At 50.4% G+C, this 15,418-nt stretch carries 15 protein-coding genes and 1 other annotated feature; of the genes, 3 read left to right on the top strand and 12 right to left on the bottom strand.

Annotated elements, in window-relative coordinates:
- The first annotated feature begins 19 nt into the window (after positions 1-19).
- Complete coding sequence (gene yfbR, locus NYE70_RS00680) at positions 20-640, top strand: 5'-deoxynucleotidase (protein ID WP_341044699.1); 621 nt, start codon at positions 20-22, stop codon at positions 638-640.
- A 130-nt stretch (positions 641-770) separates the two neighbouring features.
- Here the strand turns inward: yfbR and NYE70_RS00675 are convergent, their stop codons facing one another.
- Positions 771-1,640 (bottom strand): SDR family oxidoreductase, encoded by an 870-nt coding sequence (locus NYE70_RS00675; RefSeq protein ID WP_341044698.1) that lies wholly within the window; start codon positions 1,638-1,640, stop codon positions 771-773.
- Between the two features lie 172 nt (positions 1,641-1,812).
- Positions 1,813-2,694, bottom strand: coding sequence for a glycosyltransferase family 2 protein (locus NYE70_RS00670; RefSeq protein ID WP_341044697.1), 882 nt, complete (start codon positions 2,692-2,694; stop codon positions 1,813-1,815).
- Positions 2,695-2,869: 175 nt separating this feature from the next.
- Between NYE70_RS00670 and NYE70_RS00665 the strand changes: the two genes are divergently transcribed.
- The gene (locus tag NYE70_RS00665) at positions 2,870-3,208 is read left to right on the top strand and encodes a helix-turn-helix domain-containing protein (RefSeq protein WP_211021004.1); all 339 of its coding nucleotides are present in this window, start codon (positions 2,870-2,872) and stop codon (positions 3,206-3,208) included.
- Between the two features lie 65 nt (positions 3,209-3,273).
- Here NYE70_RS00665 and NYE70_RS00660 read toward each other — a convergent pair whose 3' ends face one another.
- The 4 genes from NYE70_RS00660 to NYE70_RS00645 all read right to left on the bottom strand — a co-directional run bounded on the left by NYE70_RS00660 (position 3,274) and on the right by NYE70_RS00645 (position 7,304).
- Positions 3,274-3,696, bottom strand: a complete 423-nt coding sequence (locus NYE70_RS00660; RefSeq protein WP_211021491.1) for a hypothetical protein — start codon at positions 3,694-3,696, stop codon at positions 3,274-3,276.
- Between the two features lie 138 nt (positions 3,697-3,834).
- Positions 3,835-4,776 carry a malate dehydrogenase gene (gene mdh, locus NYE70_RS00655; protein ID WP_213656322.1) on the bottom strand — a complete coding sequence of 314 codons (942 nt, stop codon included), beginning with the start codon at positions 4,774-4,776 and terminating at the stop codon, positions 3,835-3,837.
- A 15-nt stretch (positions 4,777-4,791) separates the two neighbouring features.
- Complete coding sequence (gene icd / locus NYE70_RS00650; protein ID WP_211021002.1) at positions 4,792-6,087, bottom strand: NADP-dependent isocitrate dehydrogenase; 1,296 nt, start codon at positions 6,085-6,087, stop codon at positions 4,792-4,794.
- A gap of 104 nt (positions 6,088-6,191) precedes the next feature.
- Positions 6,192-7,304 carry a citrate/2-methylcitrate synthase gene (locus tag NYE70_RS00645; RefSeq protein ID WP_211021001.1) on the bottom strand — a complete coding sequence of 371 codons (1,113 nt, stop codon included), beginning with the start codon at positions 7,302-7,304 and terminating at the stop codon, positions 6,192-6,194.
- Between the two features lie 395 nt (positions 7,305-7,699).
- Here NYE70_RS00645 and ytvI point away from each other — a divergent pair, with 395 nt between their 5' ends.
- Entirely contained in the window at positions 7,700-8,818 is a 1,119-nt protein-coding gene (ytvI, locus tag NYE70_RS00640; RefSeq protein ID WP_341044693.1) for a sporulation integral membrane protein YtvI, read from the top strand.
- A 15-nt stretch (positions 8,819-8,833) separates the two neighbouring features.
- Here ytvI and argS read toward each other — a convergent pair whose 3' ends face one another.
- From argS to accD, 6 genes are all read right to left on the bottom strand, one after another.
- Complete coding sequence (gene argS / locus NYE70_RS00635) at positions 8,834-10,576, bottom strand: arginine--tRNA ligase (RefSeq protein WP_341044692.1); 1,743 nt, start codon at positions 10,574-10,576, stop codon at positions 8,834-8,836.
- A gap of 50 nt (positions 10,577-10,626) precedes the next feature.
- Positions 10,627-10,865: a binding site (T-box leader), on the bottom strand.
- Between the two features lie 42 nt (positions 10,866-10,907).
- Complete coding sequence (locus tag NYE70_RS00630) at positions 10,908-11,300, bottom strand: FxsA family protein (RefSeq protein WP_211020998.1); 393 nt, start codon at positions 11,298-11,300, stop codon at positions 10,908-10,910.
- 87 nt (positions 11,301-11,387) lie between these two features.
- Positions 11,388-11,810: an acyl-CoA thioesterase gene (locus tag NYE70_RS00625; RefSeq protein WP_341044691.1), complete on the bottom strand. Its 423-nt coding sequence runs from the start codon at positions 11,808-11,810 to the stop codon at positions 11,388-11,390.
- Positions 11,811-11,938: 128 nt separating this feature from the next.
- Entirely contained in the window at positions 11,939-13,360 is a 1,422-nt protein-coding gene (gene pyk / locus NYE70_RS00620) for a pyruvate kinase (RefSeq protein WP_211020997.1), read from the bottom strand.
- A 110-nt stretch (positions 13,361-13,470) separates the two neighbouring features.
- A complete protein-coding gene (locus tag NYE70_RS00615) occupies positions 13,471-14,493 on the bottom strand; it encodes an acetyl-CoA carboxylase carboxyltransferase subunit alpha (protein WP_213656325.1) in 1,023 nt (340 codons plus the stop codon).
- A complete protein-coding gene (gene accD, locus NYE70_RS00610) occupies positions 14,483-15,388 on the bottom strand; it encodes an acetyl-CoA carboxylase, carboxyltransferase subunit beta (RefSeq protein ID WP_211020995.1) in 906 nt (301 codons plus the stop codon). Before accD ends, NYE70_RS00615 begins: the two co-directional genes overlap by 11 nt.
- Positions 15,389-15,418 lie beyond the last annotated feature (30 nt).

The raw sequence follows: 15,418 nt of genomic DNA, 5'->3' as shown, positions 1-15,418 counted from the left end.
AAAGAGAGGTTTCTCACTGATGAGCTACCATTTTTCCGCTTATATGTATCGCCTTCGTTCCATCCGGCGCTGGAGCCTGATGCGAAGCACCGCTCCCGAAAACGTGGCGGAGCATTCCTTCCATGTTGCCCTGCTCGCGCATCTCCTGTGCGAAATCGGAAACGGAATGTTCGGACGCCATCTGAATGCAGAACGTGCGGCCACCCTAGCCTTGTTTCACGATGCGACCGAGGTGTTCACCGGAGATATTCCCACACCCGTCAAGCACCACAATCCGAAGCTGCTGTCCAATTTTCGGGAAATGGAGGGCATCGCTGCGGAACGGCTCTTATCCATGGTCCCTCCCGCCTTGCAGGAAACGTACGCCCCGCTTCTCTCCCCGGGAGATCACTCCGGACCAACGGGAGATGCGGAATTAATGAAGATGGTGAAGGCTGCCGACACGCTGGATGCCTACTTGAAATGCGCTTGGGAGCTGACTGCCGGCAACCGCGAATTCGCTGTCGCCAAGCAGCAGCTTCTGGACAAGCTGGATCGCTTGAATCTGCCTGAGACCGCTTATTTTCTGGAGCATTTCGCTCCCAGCTTCGAAATGACGCTGGATGAGCTTTCAGAGGATGGACCTTCCTCGGCATTATAAGAGGTTGTTCAAAGAGTCATCTGTCTACGACGAAGCAGATCATTACGAATTATAAGGTTAATCAAAAAACAGGCCTGGTCTTCGAATTCAAATCCGAAGACAGGCCTGTTGAGGTTTTCATCATAGTTTTCTAGCCATTTACAATTTCGCCGCCATTGATATGAAGCACTTGTCCGCTCATATAGGAGGAATCGTCAGAGCCCAGATATACATAGGCTGCAGCAAGCTCTTCCGGTTGACCCGGGCGCTGCATCGGCGTATCTCCGCCGAACTTGGACACTTGCTCGGCGTCAAACGTGGACGGAATGAGCGGCGTCCAGATCGGACCGGGAGCTACCGCATTGACGCGGATCCCCGTCTTGCCGACGATGTTCATCGAGAGCGCGCGTGTGAAGCTGACAATGGCCCCCTTGGTTGAAGAATAGTCGATCAAGGTCGGGTTTCCTTTATAGGCGGTAACCGAAGCCGTATTAATAATGGCGCTGCCTTTCTTCAAGTGCGGAAGCGCGGCCTTCACAAAATAAAACATCGAAAAGATGTTCGTGCGGAACGTCCGCTCCAGCTGGTCCGAGGTAATATCCTCGATGCCTTTCTGCGGATGCTGCTCGGCCGCGTTATTGATCAGAATATCGAGGCCGCCGAGCGTTTCCACCGTCTGTTTCACAGCTTGTCCGGCAAAACTCTCGTCGCCGACGTCGCCTGGAATCAGCAGACATTTACGCCCTTCCTGCTCAATCTCCGACTTTGTTTTATTGGCATCCTCATGTTCATTTAAATATACAATCGCGATATCGGCGCCTTCCTTGGCATAAGTCAAGGCAACCGCACGCCCGATTCCGCTGTCGGCCCCGGTAATCAGCGCGACCTTGTTCCGCAATTTCCCTGCGGCCAGATAAACCCCTTCATATTCGGGGCGTGGATGCATTTCCGATTCTATTCCGGGCTGCTGGTTCTGATGCTGTGGAGGCATTGTTTGTTTACCTTGTCCATTTCCTGACATGATTCATTCTCCTTCCACTGTCTAGTAGTCCATGATCATCTGCACGTCTTAGGATAAGCCAGCATGCTTAAGCTTATGCCAAAGCATACACAGACAGGAATCATACAAATGGATTATTCCCACTCAAGAACTAACTTACCACCGGAAGGAAAAAGCCAAACATTCACAGACTTTAAGCTGATATGTCAAAATGCTGAAAAAACGCGGAGTCATCCCGAATTCGTCTCTCTTCGTATTTACTTCTGGACAAAGCCGTCCGCTCCAAAATTTCGCTTTCATTTTGTAATATTGCCGGTCCAAAGATCCGGGAAACCAGCTCTCTGCAACGCTCGATTCGCGTACTGGTGAAGTGAAGATAAGCGATATTCAGCAGGTCTTCCCCCCATCTGCTGCCGCTGTCGTCGCAAGGATAATTTTGCCGATAGACCACCTTTAACGAAACTCCGGAAACGAACCGGCAGCTTCCTCCAAGCAACCAGAGCCGGAGGGAAAACTCGGCCGTCTCCAGCTCTTTGCCAAGAAATCCTTCCTCCATTCCTCCGATCTCCTGAAATCTGGCGTGACCGACGGCAAAACATTCCCTAGATAACCAAGGTATTTCGCCAAGCGCTTTGTTCTCCGAAAAAACTTGGAGCGACTGAAGCAGCGCTCCTTCGTAGCGATACTCGGGCTCAATCCGGGAAGTTTCGTGAAGTTTCACTTCGGGCGAAACGCAGTCCGCTTCTCCAAGGATTACTGGTTCCAGCAGCGATTCCATCCAATGATCTTCGAAATAAAGTCGGGGGCTGCAAAAGATCAGATAATCTCCTGAGGCGTGAGCGGCAGCCAGATTGCGCGAAGGAAGACCGGGCTGGCCTTTTAGGAGCTTGATAGGCCGGGGGAAATTGTAATTCATCAAAAAATCGCAGCATCCGTCTACAGAGCCTTCGTTTACAATGATCACTTCATAACGGAACGAGGTCATAGAAACCTTTAGCGATTCCATCGTCATGAGGAGATCTACTCCGCTATTTTTGACCGTAATAATGATTGATACCTGGGCTTGGGAAGGCATGATAATTCTCCTTAGGGTCGGAAATCATAAATTATGCGCGACATTAGGATGAGTTAGTATAACTGCTTCTGGATTCCATAATAACCCATTTCGTGCTTTCAGTAAACAAAAACAAAACTGATAGTTTATTATCTTTACCTCTCATACTAACTATGGTAAATACAGGAGGGGTGTTATGGACTACGATGCTCTAGGCAGAAGATTGCGGCAGGAACGGCATAAAATGAATTGGACCCAGGAAAAACTCGCTGAAAAAGTCGAGGTTTCCGACGCATACATAGGACAAATCGAGCGTGGCGAGCGGAGCCTGTCTTTGGAAACTCTGGTCAAGCTGGCGAACCAACTTGGGGTAACCGTTGATTATTTGCTGCATGATTCGATTGAGATCACCGATGACCGGTTTATGAATCAAATCCGGCAAATTATGCTGAGCCGGTCGCCTAAAGAAAAACAGCTTGCGCTGGACGTCATCAAATTGATGTTTGCCCACCTGGACGATATGGATCCATCATAATCGCTATGCACACAAAAAAGCCTGCCGGATTACCGGCAGGCTTTTGCAATTGCAATATATCCAGATTAAATTACTCTGTAAACCATGAAGAACGAAATTAACAAAACGCATACGCACAAAAGCGTACCGAACATACGGAGTTTACCTGCGACTTCCGCAATTCCTTTATTGGAGCGAATTCCCTCCAAAGCTTGGCGAAGAGGTTTGCCCATAATGCCGCTGAATGCGCCGATTGCGAGAAAAAGAATCACAACGATAACCATCCAAGCCGTCGAATATTCGCCCTTGGTCATCAAATATCCGCCAGTCAGCAATTGGATAACCAGTCCGATCTGAGCGTATGTATTCAGTGTCTTTACGGCAGATACCGTGCCTTCCTGCGCAGCCGGAGTCAATTTGGTCACTTTACTGAATACGATCGGCAAAATCAGGTAAAAGCCCAGTGCCAATGCCCCTACGATATGCAAGAACAACATAATCACAAACATCGTTTCCATATCACACCACCCTTTCTCAGTCAATTAGATTTATTATAATCTATTATACCCATTGTTTACCTCAAAAGAAAGGAACCCTACCATTCCGGAAGGGTTCCTCATTTTCATATGTTCACATTTCGGACATGGTTAGCCTTTAATGCTCGCAATTACGTTGCGAACGGATACCGCCGATTTGTCCAAGGCCGATTTTTCTTCCGCCGTTAGCTCCAGCTCGAATACTCTCTCGATGCCTTCGCCGCCCAGGAGAGCCGGTACGCCCATGAACAATCCGTCGTAGCCATATTCGCCTTCCAGCAGAGCAATGACGGGCAGAATCCGTTTCTTGTCCTTCAGGATCGCTTCCGTCATTTGCACGAGCGAGGCAGCCGGAGCATAATAAGCGCTGCCGTTGCCCAGCAGGCTCACAATTTCGCCGCCGCCGACGCGCGTACGCTGTACGATAGCCTCGATCCGCTCCTGCGAAATAAGCGTGTCGATCGGAATGCCGCCGACACTGGAATACCGGACGAGCGGAACCATGTCGTCACCGTGTCCGCCGAGCACGAAGCCGCGCACGTCTTCAACGGAAACGCCAAGCTCTTGGGCAATAAACGTACAATACCGCGCGGTGTCGAGCACGCCCGACTGGCCGATGACGCGATTTTTCGGGAAGCCCAGCGCCTTATAAGCCGCATAGGTCATCGCATCGACCGGATTGCTCAGGATGAGGACAATGGAATCCGGGCAATATTTCTTCACGTTTTCGCAAACGGAAGCCACGATACCCGCATTCGTGTTCACAAGATCATCCCGGCTCATACCCGGCTTGCGCGCGATGCCGGCTGTTATGATGACGATGTCGGAACCGGCAGCGTCCTCATAAGAAGAAGTGCCGATAATGTTGCTGTCAAAGCCTTGAACCGGGCTCGCTTCAAGCATGTCGAGCGCCTTCCCCTTGGTCGGGTTCTCCAGTTGCGGAATATCGAGCAATACGACATCGCCGAGTTCTTTTTGCGCCAGCATCAGCGCGGTCGTCGCGCCGGTAAAGCCGGCGCCGACAACCGTAATTTTTTTGCGTTGAATGGCCACGTTAAACAGGACCTCCTACATATTCTTAATGACCTGATCCGCGAATTCGGAACATTTCACTTCGGTTGCGCCTTCCATCAGGCGGGCGAAGTCGTAGGTTACCGTTTTGTTGTTGATGGAGGTCTCCAGGCCTTTATAAATGAGGTCAGCCGCTTCATTCCAGCCCAAGTGTTCAAGAAGCATTACGCCGGACAAGATAACCGAACCCGGATTTACTACGTCGAGATCTGCGTATTTAGGAGCCGTACCGTGCGTCGCTTCGAAAATCGCATGACCCGTCACATAGTTGATATTCGCTCCAGGCGCAATACCGATCCCGCCGACTTGAGCCGCCAAAGCGTCGGACAAGTAGTCGCCGTTCAAGTTCAATGTAGCGATTACGTCGAAGTCGGTCGGACGCGTCAGAACTTGTTGCAGCGCGATATCAGCAATCGCATCCTTGATGATGATCTTGCCTGCATCCTGAGCTTCCTTCTGAGCCTGGTTAGCCGCATCGGTGCCGGACTCTTCCTTGATCCGGTCGTACTGTGCCCAAGTGAACACTTTATCGCCGAACTCGGCTTCAGCCACTTCGTAACCCCAGTTTTTGAACGCACCCTCGGTAAACTTCATGATGTTGCCTTTGTGAACCAGCGTCACGCTCTTACGGCCGTGCTTGATCGCATATTCGACAGCAGCGCGGACCAGACGTTTCGAACCTTCTGCCGATACCGGCTTGATGCCGATTCCGGACGTTTCAGGGAAACGGATTTTATTGACGCCCATTTCGTTTTGAAGGAATTGAAGCACCTTCTTCACTTCTTCGGAGCCTTCTTTGTATTCGATTCCGGCATAAATATCTTCCGTATTCTCCCGGAAAATAACCATGTCCACAAGCTCAGGACGCTTAACCGGAGATGGTACGCCGTCAAAGTAACGTACCGGACGAAGACATACGTACAGATCAAGCTCTTGGCGCAGCGCCACGTTCAGGGAGCGGATACCGCCGCCGATCGGTGTTGTAAGAGGTCCTTTGATAGCCACAATATACTCGCGGATAGCAGTCAGCGTATCCGCCGGAAGCCATTCACCGTATGTATTGAAGGCCTTCTCTCCCGCGAATACCTCGTACCAGGCGATGCTTTTCTCGCCGCCATATGCTTTGTCGACCGCAGCATCCAGTACGCGTTTGGAAGCTTTCCAAATATCACGGCCTGTGCCGTCACCCTCGATAAAAGGAATGATCGGATTGTTAGGTACTTGCAGCTTGCCGTTCTCGATAACGATTTTTTCCCCTTCGGTAGGAAGGCTGAACTTTTCTAATTGCAACATGTCTATGGTTTCCTCCTCATAATAATTTGGCGTAGCTCAATTTTCTCGTTACGGTATTCATTTTAACATAAATGGCAACCCGGTTACCCGGGTTGGCCAAGTGTTTATCTTAGATCGATCGGAATGTACTGCTGATTGGTCGCTCCCGTATATTCCGCGCGCGGGCGGATAATGCGGTTGTCGTCCAGCTGCTCCAGAATATGCGCGGTCCATCCGGAAAGGCGGCTGATCGCAAAAATCGGAGTAAACAGATCCATCGGAATGCCCAGCATCGTATAAACGGAAGCAGAATAAAAGTCGACGTTCGGCTTCAGTCCCTTTTGGCCGGTAACGAGCTCTTCCACTTTGACCGAGATGTCATAAAGCGTGGTGTCTCCCTTCATCAGCCCGAGCTGGCGGGACATTTTTTGAAGGTGCTTCGCCCGCGGATCCCCGTTCTTATAAACGCGGTGGCCGAAGCCCATGATTTTCTCCTTGTTTGCGAGTTTGCTCTGAATGTAAGGCTCAGCCTTATCCAGGGTGCCGATTTCGCTCAGCATCCGGCTGACGGCTTCGTTAGCTCCCCCGTGAAGCGGCCCTTTCAGCGTTCCGATTGCGGAGGTCACGCCGGAATAGATGTCCGACAACGTAGCGATCGTAACACGAGCCGAGAAGGTGGATGCGTTCAGTTCATGATCCGCATGCAGCACGAGTGCTTGATCCAGTGCGTGAACGGCTACCGGGTCCGGTTCTTGACCGGACAGCATGTAAAGGAAATTATGAGCGATGGATACGCCTTTCAGCGGAGCGACCGGCTCATTCCCTTCGCGGATCCGGGCAAAGGCGGCTATCAATGTAGGCAGTTGGGCTTGCAGCTTGATCGCCTTTTTCTGATTGCTTTCCCGGGTATTGTCGTTAGCAAGCTCATCATACAAAGCAAGAGCCGACACAGCCGTACGCAGGACAGCCATCGTGTTGGCGTCTTTTGGATACAACTTCATTTGCTCTAGTACCGCTTCAGGAACCGGAGCATAATCGCTTAGCTGCTCCTGCAGGGTTGCCAATTGGTTTTTGGAAGGCAGCTTGCCGTACCAAAGCAAATAAGCAGTCTCTTCGTAGCTCGCACGTTCCGCCAGGTCGTCAATGTTAATCCCGCGATAAGCGAGAACCCCGTCGTGGATGGAACTGATCGATGAAGTAGCTGCCACAATACCTTCGAGGCCTTTGGTAGCTGTCATAATACATCTCTCCTTTGGAACCGAAATATGAGCCAAACAAGCCAATGAAAACATTTTCAATTTAAAAGTTTAAAATTTTCAGAGCTGCGCAATACGTAGCCCGTAATGACAAAAAAATGAAACATTTATGGCCTGCAAAATAATCATACTGGATTTTAGAGATCAAAGGAACACGTTCAACGCGGACATCTGCATCAAATTGTTTTATCACGTATATAAATATTTTTTTGTAATCGTTTTCGTTAGCAACGACAATTGTCACATACCAAATTCCAATTTATGTATATATAGTAATATTTTTTTGAGAGAGGTAACCGTGATCCTTGTTTCCGGAATATAAAAATAGGCTAAGTAATAGGGTAGAAGAGGACCTGTCCGGAAAAGAGGGATGTCGTTTGGATCATGTGATGACAAAGCGCCTGCTGCGCGGCAGTTGGGTATGTATCGTACTGATCGCGCTGACCGCTCTATTCTATTGGCTGTTGCCGTTAATTTATCCGTTCCTGATCGCCTGGCTGATCGCCTACGCCATGAATCCGCTCGTCCGCTGGCTCCAGTCCGCGGCAAAGCTGCCTCGATGGCTGGCTGTTACCGCCTCGCTGCTTCTATATTTCGGCAGTGCCGGCATCGTTCTCTCCGCGGCCGTTACCCGGCTTGTAAAAGAACTGATTACCTTGGCCGAGTCGCTGGACCTCCACATAGAGGAATGGAGAGGCTGGTTCGTCGAATGGAGCCAGAGCGAGGGAATTCAAAATATTATTAATGAGATCAACAGTTTTATCGCAAGCAATCCCGGCTATGAAAATACGATCAACAAAAATATCGACAACACTACAGCAACGGTAAGCTCCGCTATTTCACGCCTCCTCAGCGGGTTTCTGAGCGGGATCGTGAACCTGCTCACCTCGCTGCCGAATTTGGGTGTCATTCTGATCGTCATCCTGCTGGCGACTTTTTTTATCAGTAAAAATTGGGAAAGAAACATGCGTTTTCTTGTCGGCCTAGTTCCTTCCCCGTTCCGAAAAACCGGAAGCGAGGTATGGAAAGACCTGCAAAAAGCGCTCTTCGGGTATCTTCGCGCCCAATTCATCATGATATCGATTACCGCAGTTATCGTTCTAATCGGACTGCTCATTCTGCGCGTGGATTCGGCTTTCACCTACGCGATCCTGATCGGCTTTGTGGACCTGCTTCCTTATCTTGGCGTCGGAACGGTGATGGTTCCCTGGCTGGTGTATGCCTATATGTCGGGCGACACGGGCTTCGGCATCGGATTGTCCATTCTGTATGGCATCATCCTGGTGGCAAGGCAATTGATCGAGCCTAAAGTACTGGCCAGCAGCGTCGGGCTCGATCCTTTGCCCACCCTGATCTCCATGTTCGTCGGCCTGAAGCTGTTCGGAGTGCTCGGACTGATTATCGGCCCGGTTTCTTTCGTTGTTTTTGGGGCAATCGTTCGTGCGGGCGTACTTCGCGACCTGCGTAACTACATCGTAAACGGAAGGCTGCGATAATCGTGTACGATAGACCTACATCTCTTCGGGAGCCTGCAGCCCGATCAGCTTGAGTCCGTTTCGAAGCGTAATTCGCACCCCTTCCACCAAAGCAAGCCTTGCCGTGCGTAAATCGGAGTCTTCGACTAATATCGGACAATCATGATAAAACCGGTTAAAAGCCTGGGCCGTATCCACGAGATAACGGGTGACCATGGACGGTTCCATTTTGGTTGCGGCTTGCTCGACTCTCTCGGTAAAAAGAGACAGTTGCTTGACAAGAGCAAACTCGGCTTCCCCGGTGACAAGCGAAGAATTAAAGTCTAAGAATTGGCCCGGCGCCGCAGCCGTCTTCCGCCCCGCTTCCCCCACCGCTTTCCGCAGCACACTGCAGGCTCTCGCATAGGTATACTGAACATAAGGCCCGGTCTCTCCTTCAAAGCTGAGCGCATCCTCCCAGGAGAACACGATATCCTTGATCCGGTTCGCGCTCAAATCATTGAAAATGACCGCGCCGACCCCGACCTGTCTTGCCACTTCTTCCTTGCTCTTCAGCCCGGGGTTCTTCTGTTCAATAATATCCCTGATCTTCGAAACAGCCTGGTGCAAAAGATTCTCCAGCTTGACGACATTGCCCTTTCTCGTCGAAAGGCTTGCCCCTTCCAGGCTTACACGTCCGAATGGAACGTGGACCAAGTCCTCCGCCCACTCGTAGCCCATCAATTCCACAACTTTAAACCACTGGCGGAAATGCAGGCTCTGCGAGTAATCCGTAACATAAACAGCCTTATGAAATTGATAGGCACTCTTCCTGTACAAAGCCGCCGCTACATCCCGCGTATGGTAGAGCGAGCTCCCGTCCTGTTTCAGCATGAGAGCCGGGGCCATCTCGTAATCCTCCAGCCTGACCAGCCAGGCTCCTCCGTCTTCTTCAAGCAGCTCCTTTTGCTTCAGTTCGCGGATGACGGGCTCCAGTTTGTCATTATAAAAGCTCTCCCCGGTGACGTGATCAAACCGAATGCCGAGCAGATCGTAAATTTTTTCGAATTCGGCCAGGCTAAGTTCCACGAATTCACGCCAAATCTTTAACGCCTCCGGATTGCCCTGCTCTATTTTCGTGAACCACGATCTTGCTTCGTCATCCAGTCCGGGATTCTTATCGGCCTCCTCATGAAAACGAACATACAGACTCAGAAGTTCATCGATGGCCCCCTCCTCCAGCCTTTTCGGATCTCCCCACATCCGATAAGCCGTGATGAGCTTGCCGAACTGGGTACCCCAGTCGCCGAGATGATTGACCCCTATGCAGGTATATCCCAGAAACGAAAATATGTGATAGAGCGCGTTTCCGATCACCGTGGACCGAAGATGTCCGACATGAAATGGCTTTGCGATATTGGGAGAAGAAAAATCGATAACAATCGTTTTTCCCTTTCCGATGTTTTGCGAGCCAAAGCGATCCCCGGAGGACAAAATTCCGCTAATAACTTGGTCTCCAATAACTGCCGGATCCAAATAAAAGTTCAAGTACCCCGACACCGAGGAGGTCCGGGCTATTTCACCGGGCTTCTCATCCCTTCCCTGAATACCGGCCTCCAGTTCATCCGCAATGGCCGCTGGGGACTTGCGGAGACGTTTGCTCAATTTGAAACAAGGCAGCGAAATGTCGCCCATCGTGTTATCCGGCGGGTACTCCAGCAACGCGAGCACCTCTTCCTCAGAAATTCCGTCCAGCAAAGGGGACAATTTTGCGGCAATCGTCTTTTTGAACAACTCCATTACAGCGACGCTCCTTCCAATTGTTAAAATACAAAAAGCCCCCGTCTCAAATAAGAGACGAGAGCTTGAAATTCCCGCGGTACCACTCTAAGTGCTGAAACTTGCATCAGCCACTCTGTAGGATAACGGCCAACCACCGGATTTGCCTACGTTAAGCCGCCCAATACCGGCTTCAATTCGGCAAACCATCTCCCGGGTCCGATTCCTTCGCGGCCTCCATACCGGCTTCCACCCTTCCGGCTCGCTGTCATGGATTCACGCAACATACTATCCCGTTCACAGATATTAAGAAAATAATTGGAACTTAATATATAGCAAAATCAAAGAAAAGTCAACGCCGGAAAAAAGTGATCGAGCCGTCCTTGATTTTTTTGCCGATCCACTTCATTAGCAATAGCCGATATAGCGGCCGAGTCAACGGAAAGACCATTGTAAATCCGATGATATCGGTCACGAAACCCGGAATCAGCAGCAAAATTCCTCCGCCGAATACGCACATTCCCTCAATCATAGTCTTGCCCGGAATCTGCCTGCCGTTCATCTGCGCCTTCGCATCCGCAAGCACTTTTCGCCCTTCAAACTGCATCATTAAGCCGCCGATAACCGATGTGGCCAATGTCAAGAAGATCGTTTTGCCTACGCCCAGTCTTTCCGCAACTTCCACATAACCCCAAAATTCAACGATCGGGACCACAACAATCAAAACGGCTATCCATTTACGCATATAATAACTCCTTTTTCTTGCAGCATATCTACTTTATGATGCCGACAATCGATTCTAAGAGTATTGTACCGTTTTGGTTTAGCAGAATCAAAATTTACTCGCTTCCTCAAAAGCCGCATACCAATCAGGGAAAACCTTTTTAAACTGGACCGGTTTAAAATCCTCTCGCCGGACCACATAGTGAGTGGAGACGCCTTCTACGCATAACTCCCCTTCCCCGTTCCAGACTTCATAACCGTATTCGGTCTTTACCCCGCCGTTATTTCTGATCCATGTCTTTAACAGGACTTCGTCTCCGTAACGGATGCCTTTCTTGTACTCGATCCGCATTTCCTGCACGGGTGAAATATAGCCAGCCTGTTCCATATGGATATAATTGAAGCCCAAATCCTCGATCAGCTTGGTTCGGCCGGCTTCAAACCATCCCAGATAATGAGCATGATAAATAATCCCCATCATATCGAATTCAAAATATTTAGGCTTGATTTTCAATTCACTGATATACATCATGATTACGCCCCTTTTGCCGAGAATATCCGCTTTTCAGCGCATTATGAATCCATAGTTCTTAATATATCAAAAAAGCAATGGGATGACCGTTTCCGGACGTCCCATTGCTTTCAAGTATATGGTTGCTATTATTTACGGACTTGGCCGATTTTAACCAAATTCGTCGAGCCGGAACGGCCCAGCGGAATACCCGCTGTAATAACAACGAGGTCGCCTTCTTTAACGAGGCCGGAGTCCAATCCGCCCTTCATGGCGTTATCAAACATCTCATCGGTGGAAGTAGCTACTTGACCCTTCACCGGTGTCACACCCCAATTAAGGGCAAGACGGCGGCAAGTTTGGTCAACGGTAGTTACAGCGATGATTGGGGCTTTTGGACGGTATTTCGATACCATACGAGCCGTATAGCCGGTTTCGGTCGAAGTGATGATCGCTTTGGCATTCAACTCCAGAGCGGAGTTAGCAACCGCTTGGCTGATCGCTTCGGTAACCGTTGTTTGTTGTGCATTGCTTTGTTTAATGAAAATTTCACGATATTCCAAAGCGGATTCCGCTTTTTCTGCGATGCGGGACATCGTCAGAACGGATTCTACAGGATATTTCCCTGCAGCTGTTTCTCCGGACAGCATGATAGCATCTGTACCGTCGAAGATCGCGTTCGCTACGTCACTCGCCTCAGCGCGTGTAGGTCTTGGGTTGCGCTGCATGGAATCCAGCATTTGAGTAGCTGTGATTACAGGCTTGCCAGCGCGGTTACATTTTTCGATCATGCGTTTTTGCGCGAGAGGCACGTCTTCAGCTGGAATTTCCACGCCAAGGTCACCGCGCGCTACCATCAGACCGTCGGACACTTCCAAAATTTCATCCAGGTTATCGACACCTTGCTGGTTCTCGATTTTGGAGATGATTTGGATATGAGTTGCATTATGACTTTCCAGCAGCTCGCGAATTTCGAGCACGTCGCTGGCTTTACGAACGAAGGAAGCCGCAATGAAATCGACGCCTTGTTCGATCCCGAATTTGATATCGTTAGCATCTTTCTCTGTGATGCCTGGCAGGGAAATGTTTACGCCGGGTACGTTTACGCCCTTCTTGCTCTTGATCGTACCGCCGTTGACGATGCGGCACTTGATTTCCGTTCCTTGAATATCCACTACAGTCAAACCGATCAAACCGTCGTCGATCAGAATGGTCGAACCCACTTCCACGTCTCCAGGCAATTCTTTGTATGTGATGGAGAGGCGGTCTTTGTCGCCGAGAATTTCTTCTGTAGTCAGCGTGATGAACTCATCTTGCTCAAGCTCAATCGGTTCTTCCTTCAATTTGCCGGTGCGGATTTCAGGACCTTTTGTGTCCAGCAGTATGGCGATTGATTTCCCCAGCTCTTCGCTCGCTTGGCGGATCGTTTTGATCCGGTTGCCATGCTCCTCAAAATCTCCATGGGAGAAGTTCAGGCGAGCGACATTCATCCCGGCCATGATCAGTTTCTTGGTGTTGTCTAACGATTCGCTTGAAGGACCGATAGTACAGACGATTTTTGTTTTGCGCATTTTGGGTTTCCTCCGTTTATTAAGTTCTCTCTATACATCTTTTCCAACAACTAAATTTACTACAAAATACCCGTTTTGTATAGGAAGTTTCTCATATTGTAACAGTCTACCTAGTCATTACCCACTAGGGACGAATCTATAATGGATTCTTCCACCTGTACGGGATTCTCTTTTGGCGTTCCTTCGGCGAACTCACCGATTTTGCGGAATTTGCGGTAACGGTCTTCTACCAGCTCGTCCGGGTTCATTACGGTAAGCTCTTCCAAATGTCGGATTAGCCCGTCCTTGATCGCCGATGCCGTAGTCTCATAATCCCGGTGAGCGCCGCCTTTCGGCTCCGGTACGATCTCCTCGATCACTTCCATTTCCAGAAGATCCTGAGCGGTAATTCTCATTGCCTCAGCCGCTTGGTCCGCTTTGGAAGCATCCTTCCAAAGAATCGAAGCCGCTCCGTTCGGAGAAATCGCCGAGTAAATCGCGTTTTCCAGCATTAGGACCCGGTTGCCGACGCCAAGCGCGAGTGCCCCGCCGCTGCCGCCTTCCCCGATAACCACGCAGATGACGGGCACGCGCAGTCTGGCCATTTCCAGCAAGTTGCGCGCAATCGCTTCCGACTGCCCTCTCTCCTCCGCCGTGATGCCCGGGTAGGCTCCCTTCGTATCAATGAAGGTAATGATCGGACGGCCGAATTTATCCGCCTGATGCATCAGACGCAACGCTTTACGGAAGCCTTCCGGATGCGCGCTGCCGAAGAAGCGGGCAATATTGTCCTTCGTATCCTTGCCCCGCTGCTGACCTAGCACCGTCACCGGCACACCGCTCAGCTTGGCCAATCCGCCGACAACGGCAAGATCGTCTCCGAAGAGCCGGTCGCCGTGCAGCTCGATGAAATCTTCGAAAATAAGAGAGATCAGATCGAGCGAAGTCGGACGTTGATGATGCCGGGCCAAATGCATTTTTTGCGAGGGCGAGATATTGCTGTAAATTTCCTGCTCCAGCTGCTTATATCGCTCTTCCAACCGGGCGATTTCCTCGCTGAAATCGATCCCTTTTTCATTGCCGAACTGCTCCAGTTCCTGTATCTTCTCGCGGAGTTTCACGAGAGGCGATTCAAAAGGCAATTCACCCGCCATTGGCTGCTCCTCCCTTCACTCCGTGCAAATCTAGCAATTGTGACAGCGTGGCTCTCAGTTCTTTGCGGTGGACAACCATATCCAGTTGACCATGCTGCAAATTGAATTCGGCCGTCTGGAAATCATCGGGCAGCTTCTGGCGAATCGTCTGTTCGATAACGATCCGGCCGGCAAACCCGAAGACCGCTCCCGGCTCGGCGATAATTACGTCGCCAAGCATAGCAAAACTGGCCGAGACGCCCCCTGTAGTCGGGTCCGTAATGACCGAGATATAAAGGCCGCCCTGCTCGTCCAAGCGGGCCAGGGCCGCGCTCGTCTTAGCCATTTGCATCAGACTTAATATACTCTCTTGCATCCGCGCTCCGCCCGAAGTAGAGAATATAATCATCGGGAGACGCTTCTCCGTGGCCGCTTCGATCGCGCGGGTAATTTTCTCTCCGACGACGGAACCCATGCTGCCGGTGAAAAAGTCAAAGCTCATCACGGCCACGACGGCCGGAAAGCCGCCGATCGTCCCCTCTCCGGTGACCACCGCTTCGCGCAGTCCGGATTTGAGTTTTTGCTGCTCCAGCTTGCTGGCATACCCCGGAAAATTCAAGGGGTCGACGGAAACCAAGTCCTCGTCGTATTCCAAAAAGCTTCCTTCATCCATAGTCATGCGAATCCGTTCCAAAGCGTTCAGCCGCATATGATGTCCGCAAGAAGGACACACTTTAAGATTCTTTTCCAATTCTTTGCTGTATTGTATGGTGCCGCAGCGGCTGCACTTATTCATCAGACCTTCCGGAATTTCACGCTTCGGCCGGTCCCCCGGCTGCGAACTGAGATCGTTCCCCAAACGTTCTGAAGGAATGGTCGCGTATTTTCTTTTTTTCTGAAACAAGTCTTTAAACACTACTACACCTCTTCAGCCGTTAATTTATTG

Source organism: Paenibacillus sp. FSL R5-0407, from assembly GCF_038009185.1.
Lineage (GTDB): Bacteria > Bacillota > Bacilli > Paenibacillales > Paenibacillaceae > Fontibacillus > Fontibacillus vini.
The sequence above is the reverse complement of the archived record's forward strand: the minus strand, read 5'-3'. Positions and strand labels throughout refer to the sequence as shown.

Excerpts from the sequence above, each read along its gene's own strand:
- yfbR (WP_341044699.1), top strand. The coding sequence starts at position 20 with ATGAGCTACCATTTTTCCGCTTATATGTATCGCCTTCGTTCCATCCGG.
- NYE70_RS00675 (WP_341044698.1), bottom strand. The coding sequence starts at position 1,640 with ATGTCAGGAAATGGACAAGGTAAACAAACAATGCCTCCACAGCATCAG.
- NYE70_RS00670 (WP_341044697.1), bottom strand. The coding sequence starts at position 2,694 with ATGCCTTCCCAAGCCCAGGTATCAATCATTATTACGGTCAAAAATAGC.
- NYE70_RS00665 (WP_211021004.1), top strand. The coding sequence starts at position 2,870 with ATGGACTACGATGCTCTAGGCAGAAGATTGCGGCAGGAACGGCATAAA.
- NYE70_RS00660 (WP_211021491.1), bottom strand. The coding sequence starts at position 3,696 with ATGTTTGTGATTATGTTGTTCTTGCATATCGTAGGGGCATTGGCACTG.
- icd (WP_211021002.1), bottom strand. The coding sequence starts at position 6,087 with ATGTTGCAATTAGAAAAGTTCAGCCTTCCTACCGAAGGGGAAAAAATC.
- NYE70_RS00645 (WP_211021001.1), bottom strand. The coding sequence starts at position 7,304 with ATGACAGCTACCAAAGGCCTCGAAGGTATTGTGGCAGCTACTTCATCG.
- argS (WP_341044692.1), bottom strand. The coding sequence starts at position 10,576 with ATGGAGTTGTTCAAAAAGACGATTGCCGCAAAATTGTCCCCTTTGCTG.
- NYE70_RS00630 (WP_211020998.1), bottom strand. The coding sequence starts at position 11,300 with ATGCGTAAATGGATAGCCGTTTTGATTGTTGTGGTCCCGATCGTTGAA.
- NYE70_RS00625 (WP_341044691.1), bottom strand. The coding sequence starts at position 11,810 with ATGATGTATATCAGTGAATTGAAAATCAAGCCTAAATATTTTGAATTC.
- pyk (WP_211020997.1), bottom strand. The coding sequence starts at position 13,360 with ATGCGCAAAACAAAAATCGTCTGTACTATCGGTCCTTCAAGCGAATCG.
- NYE70_RS00615 (WP_213656325.1), bottom strand. The coding sequence starts at position 14,493 with ATGGCGGGTGAATTGCCTTTTGAATCGCCTCTCGTGAAACTCCGCGAG.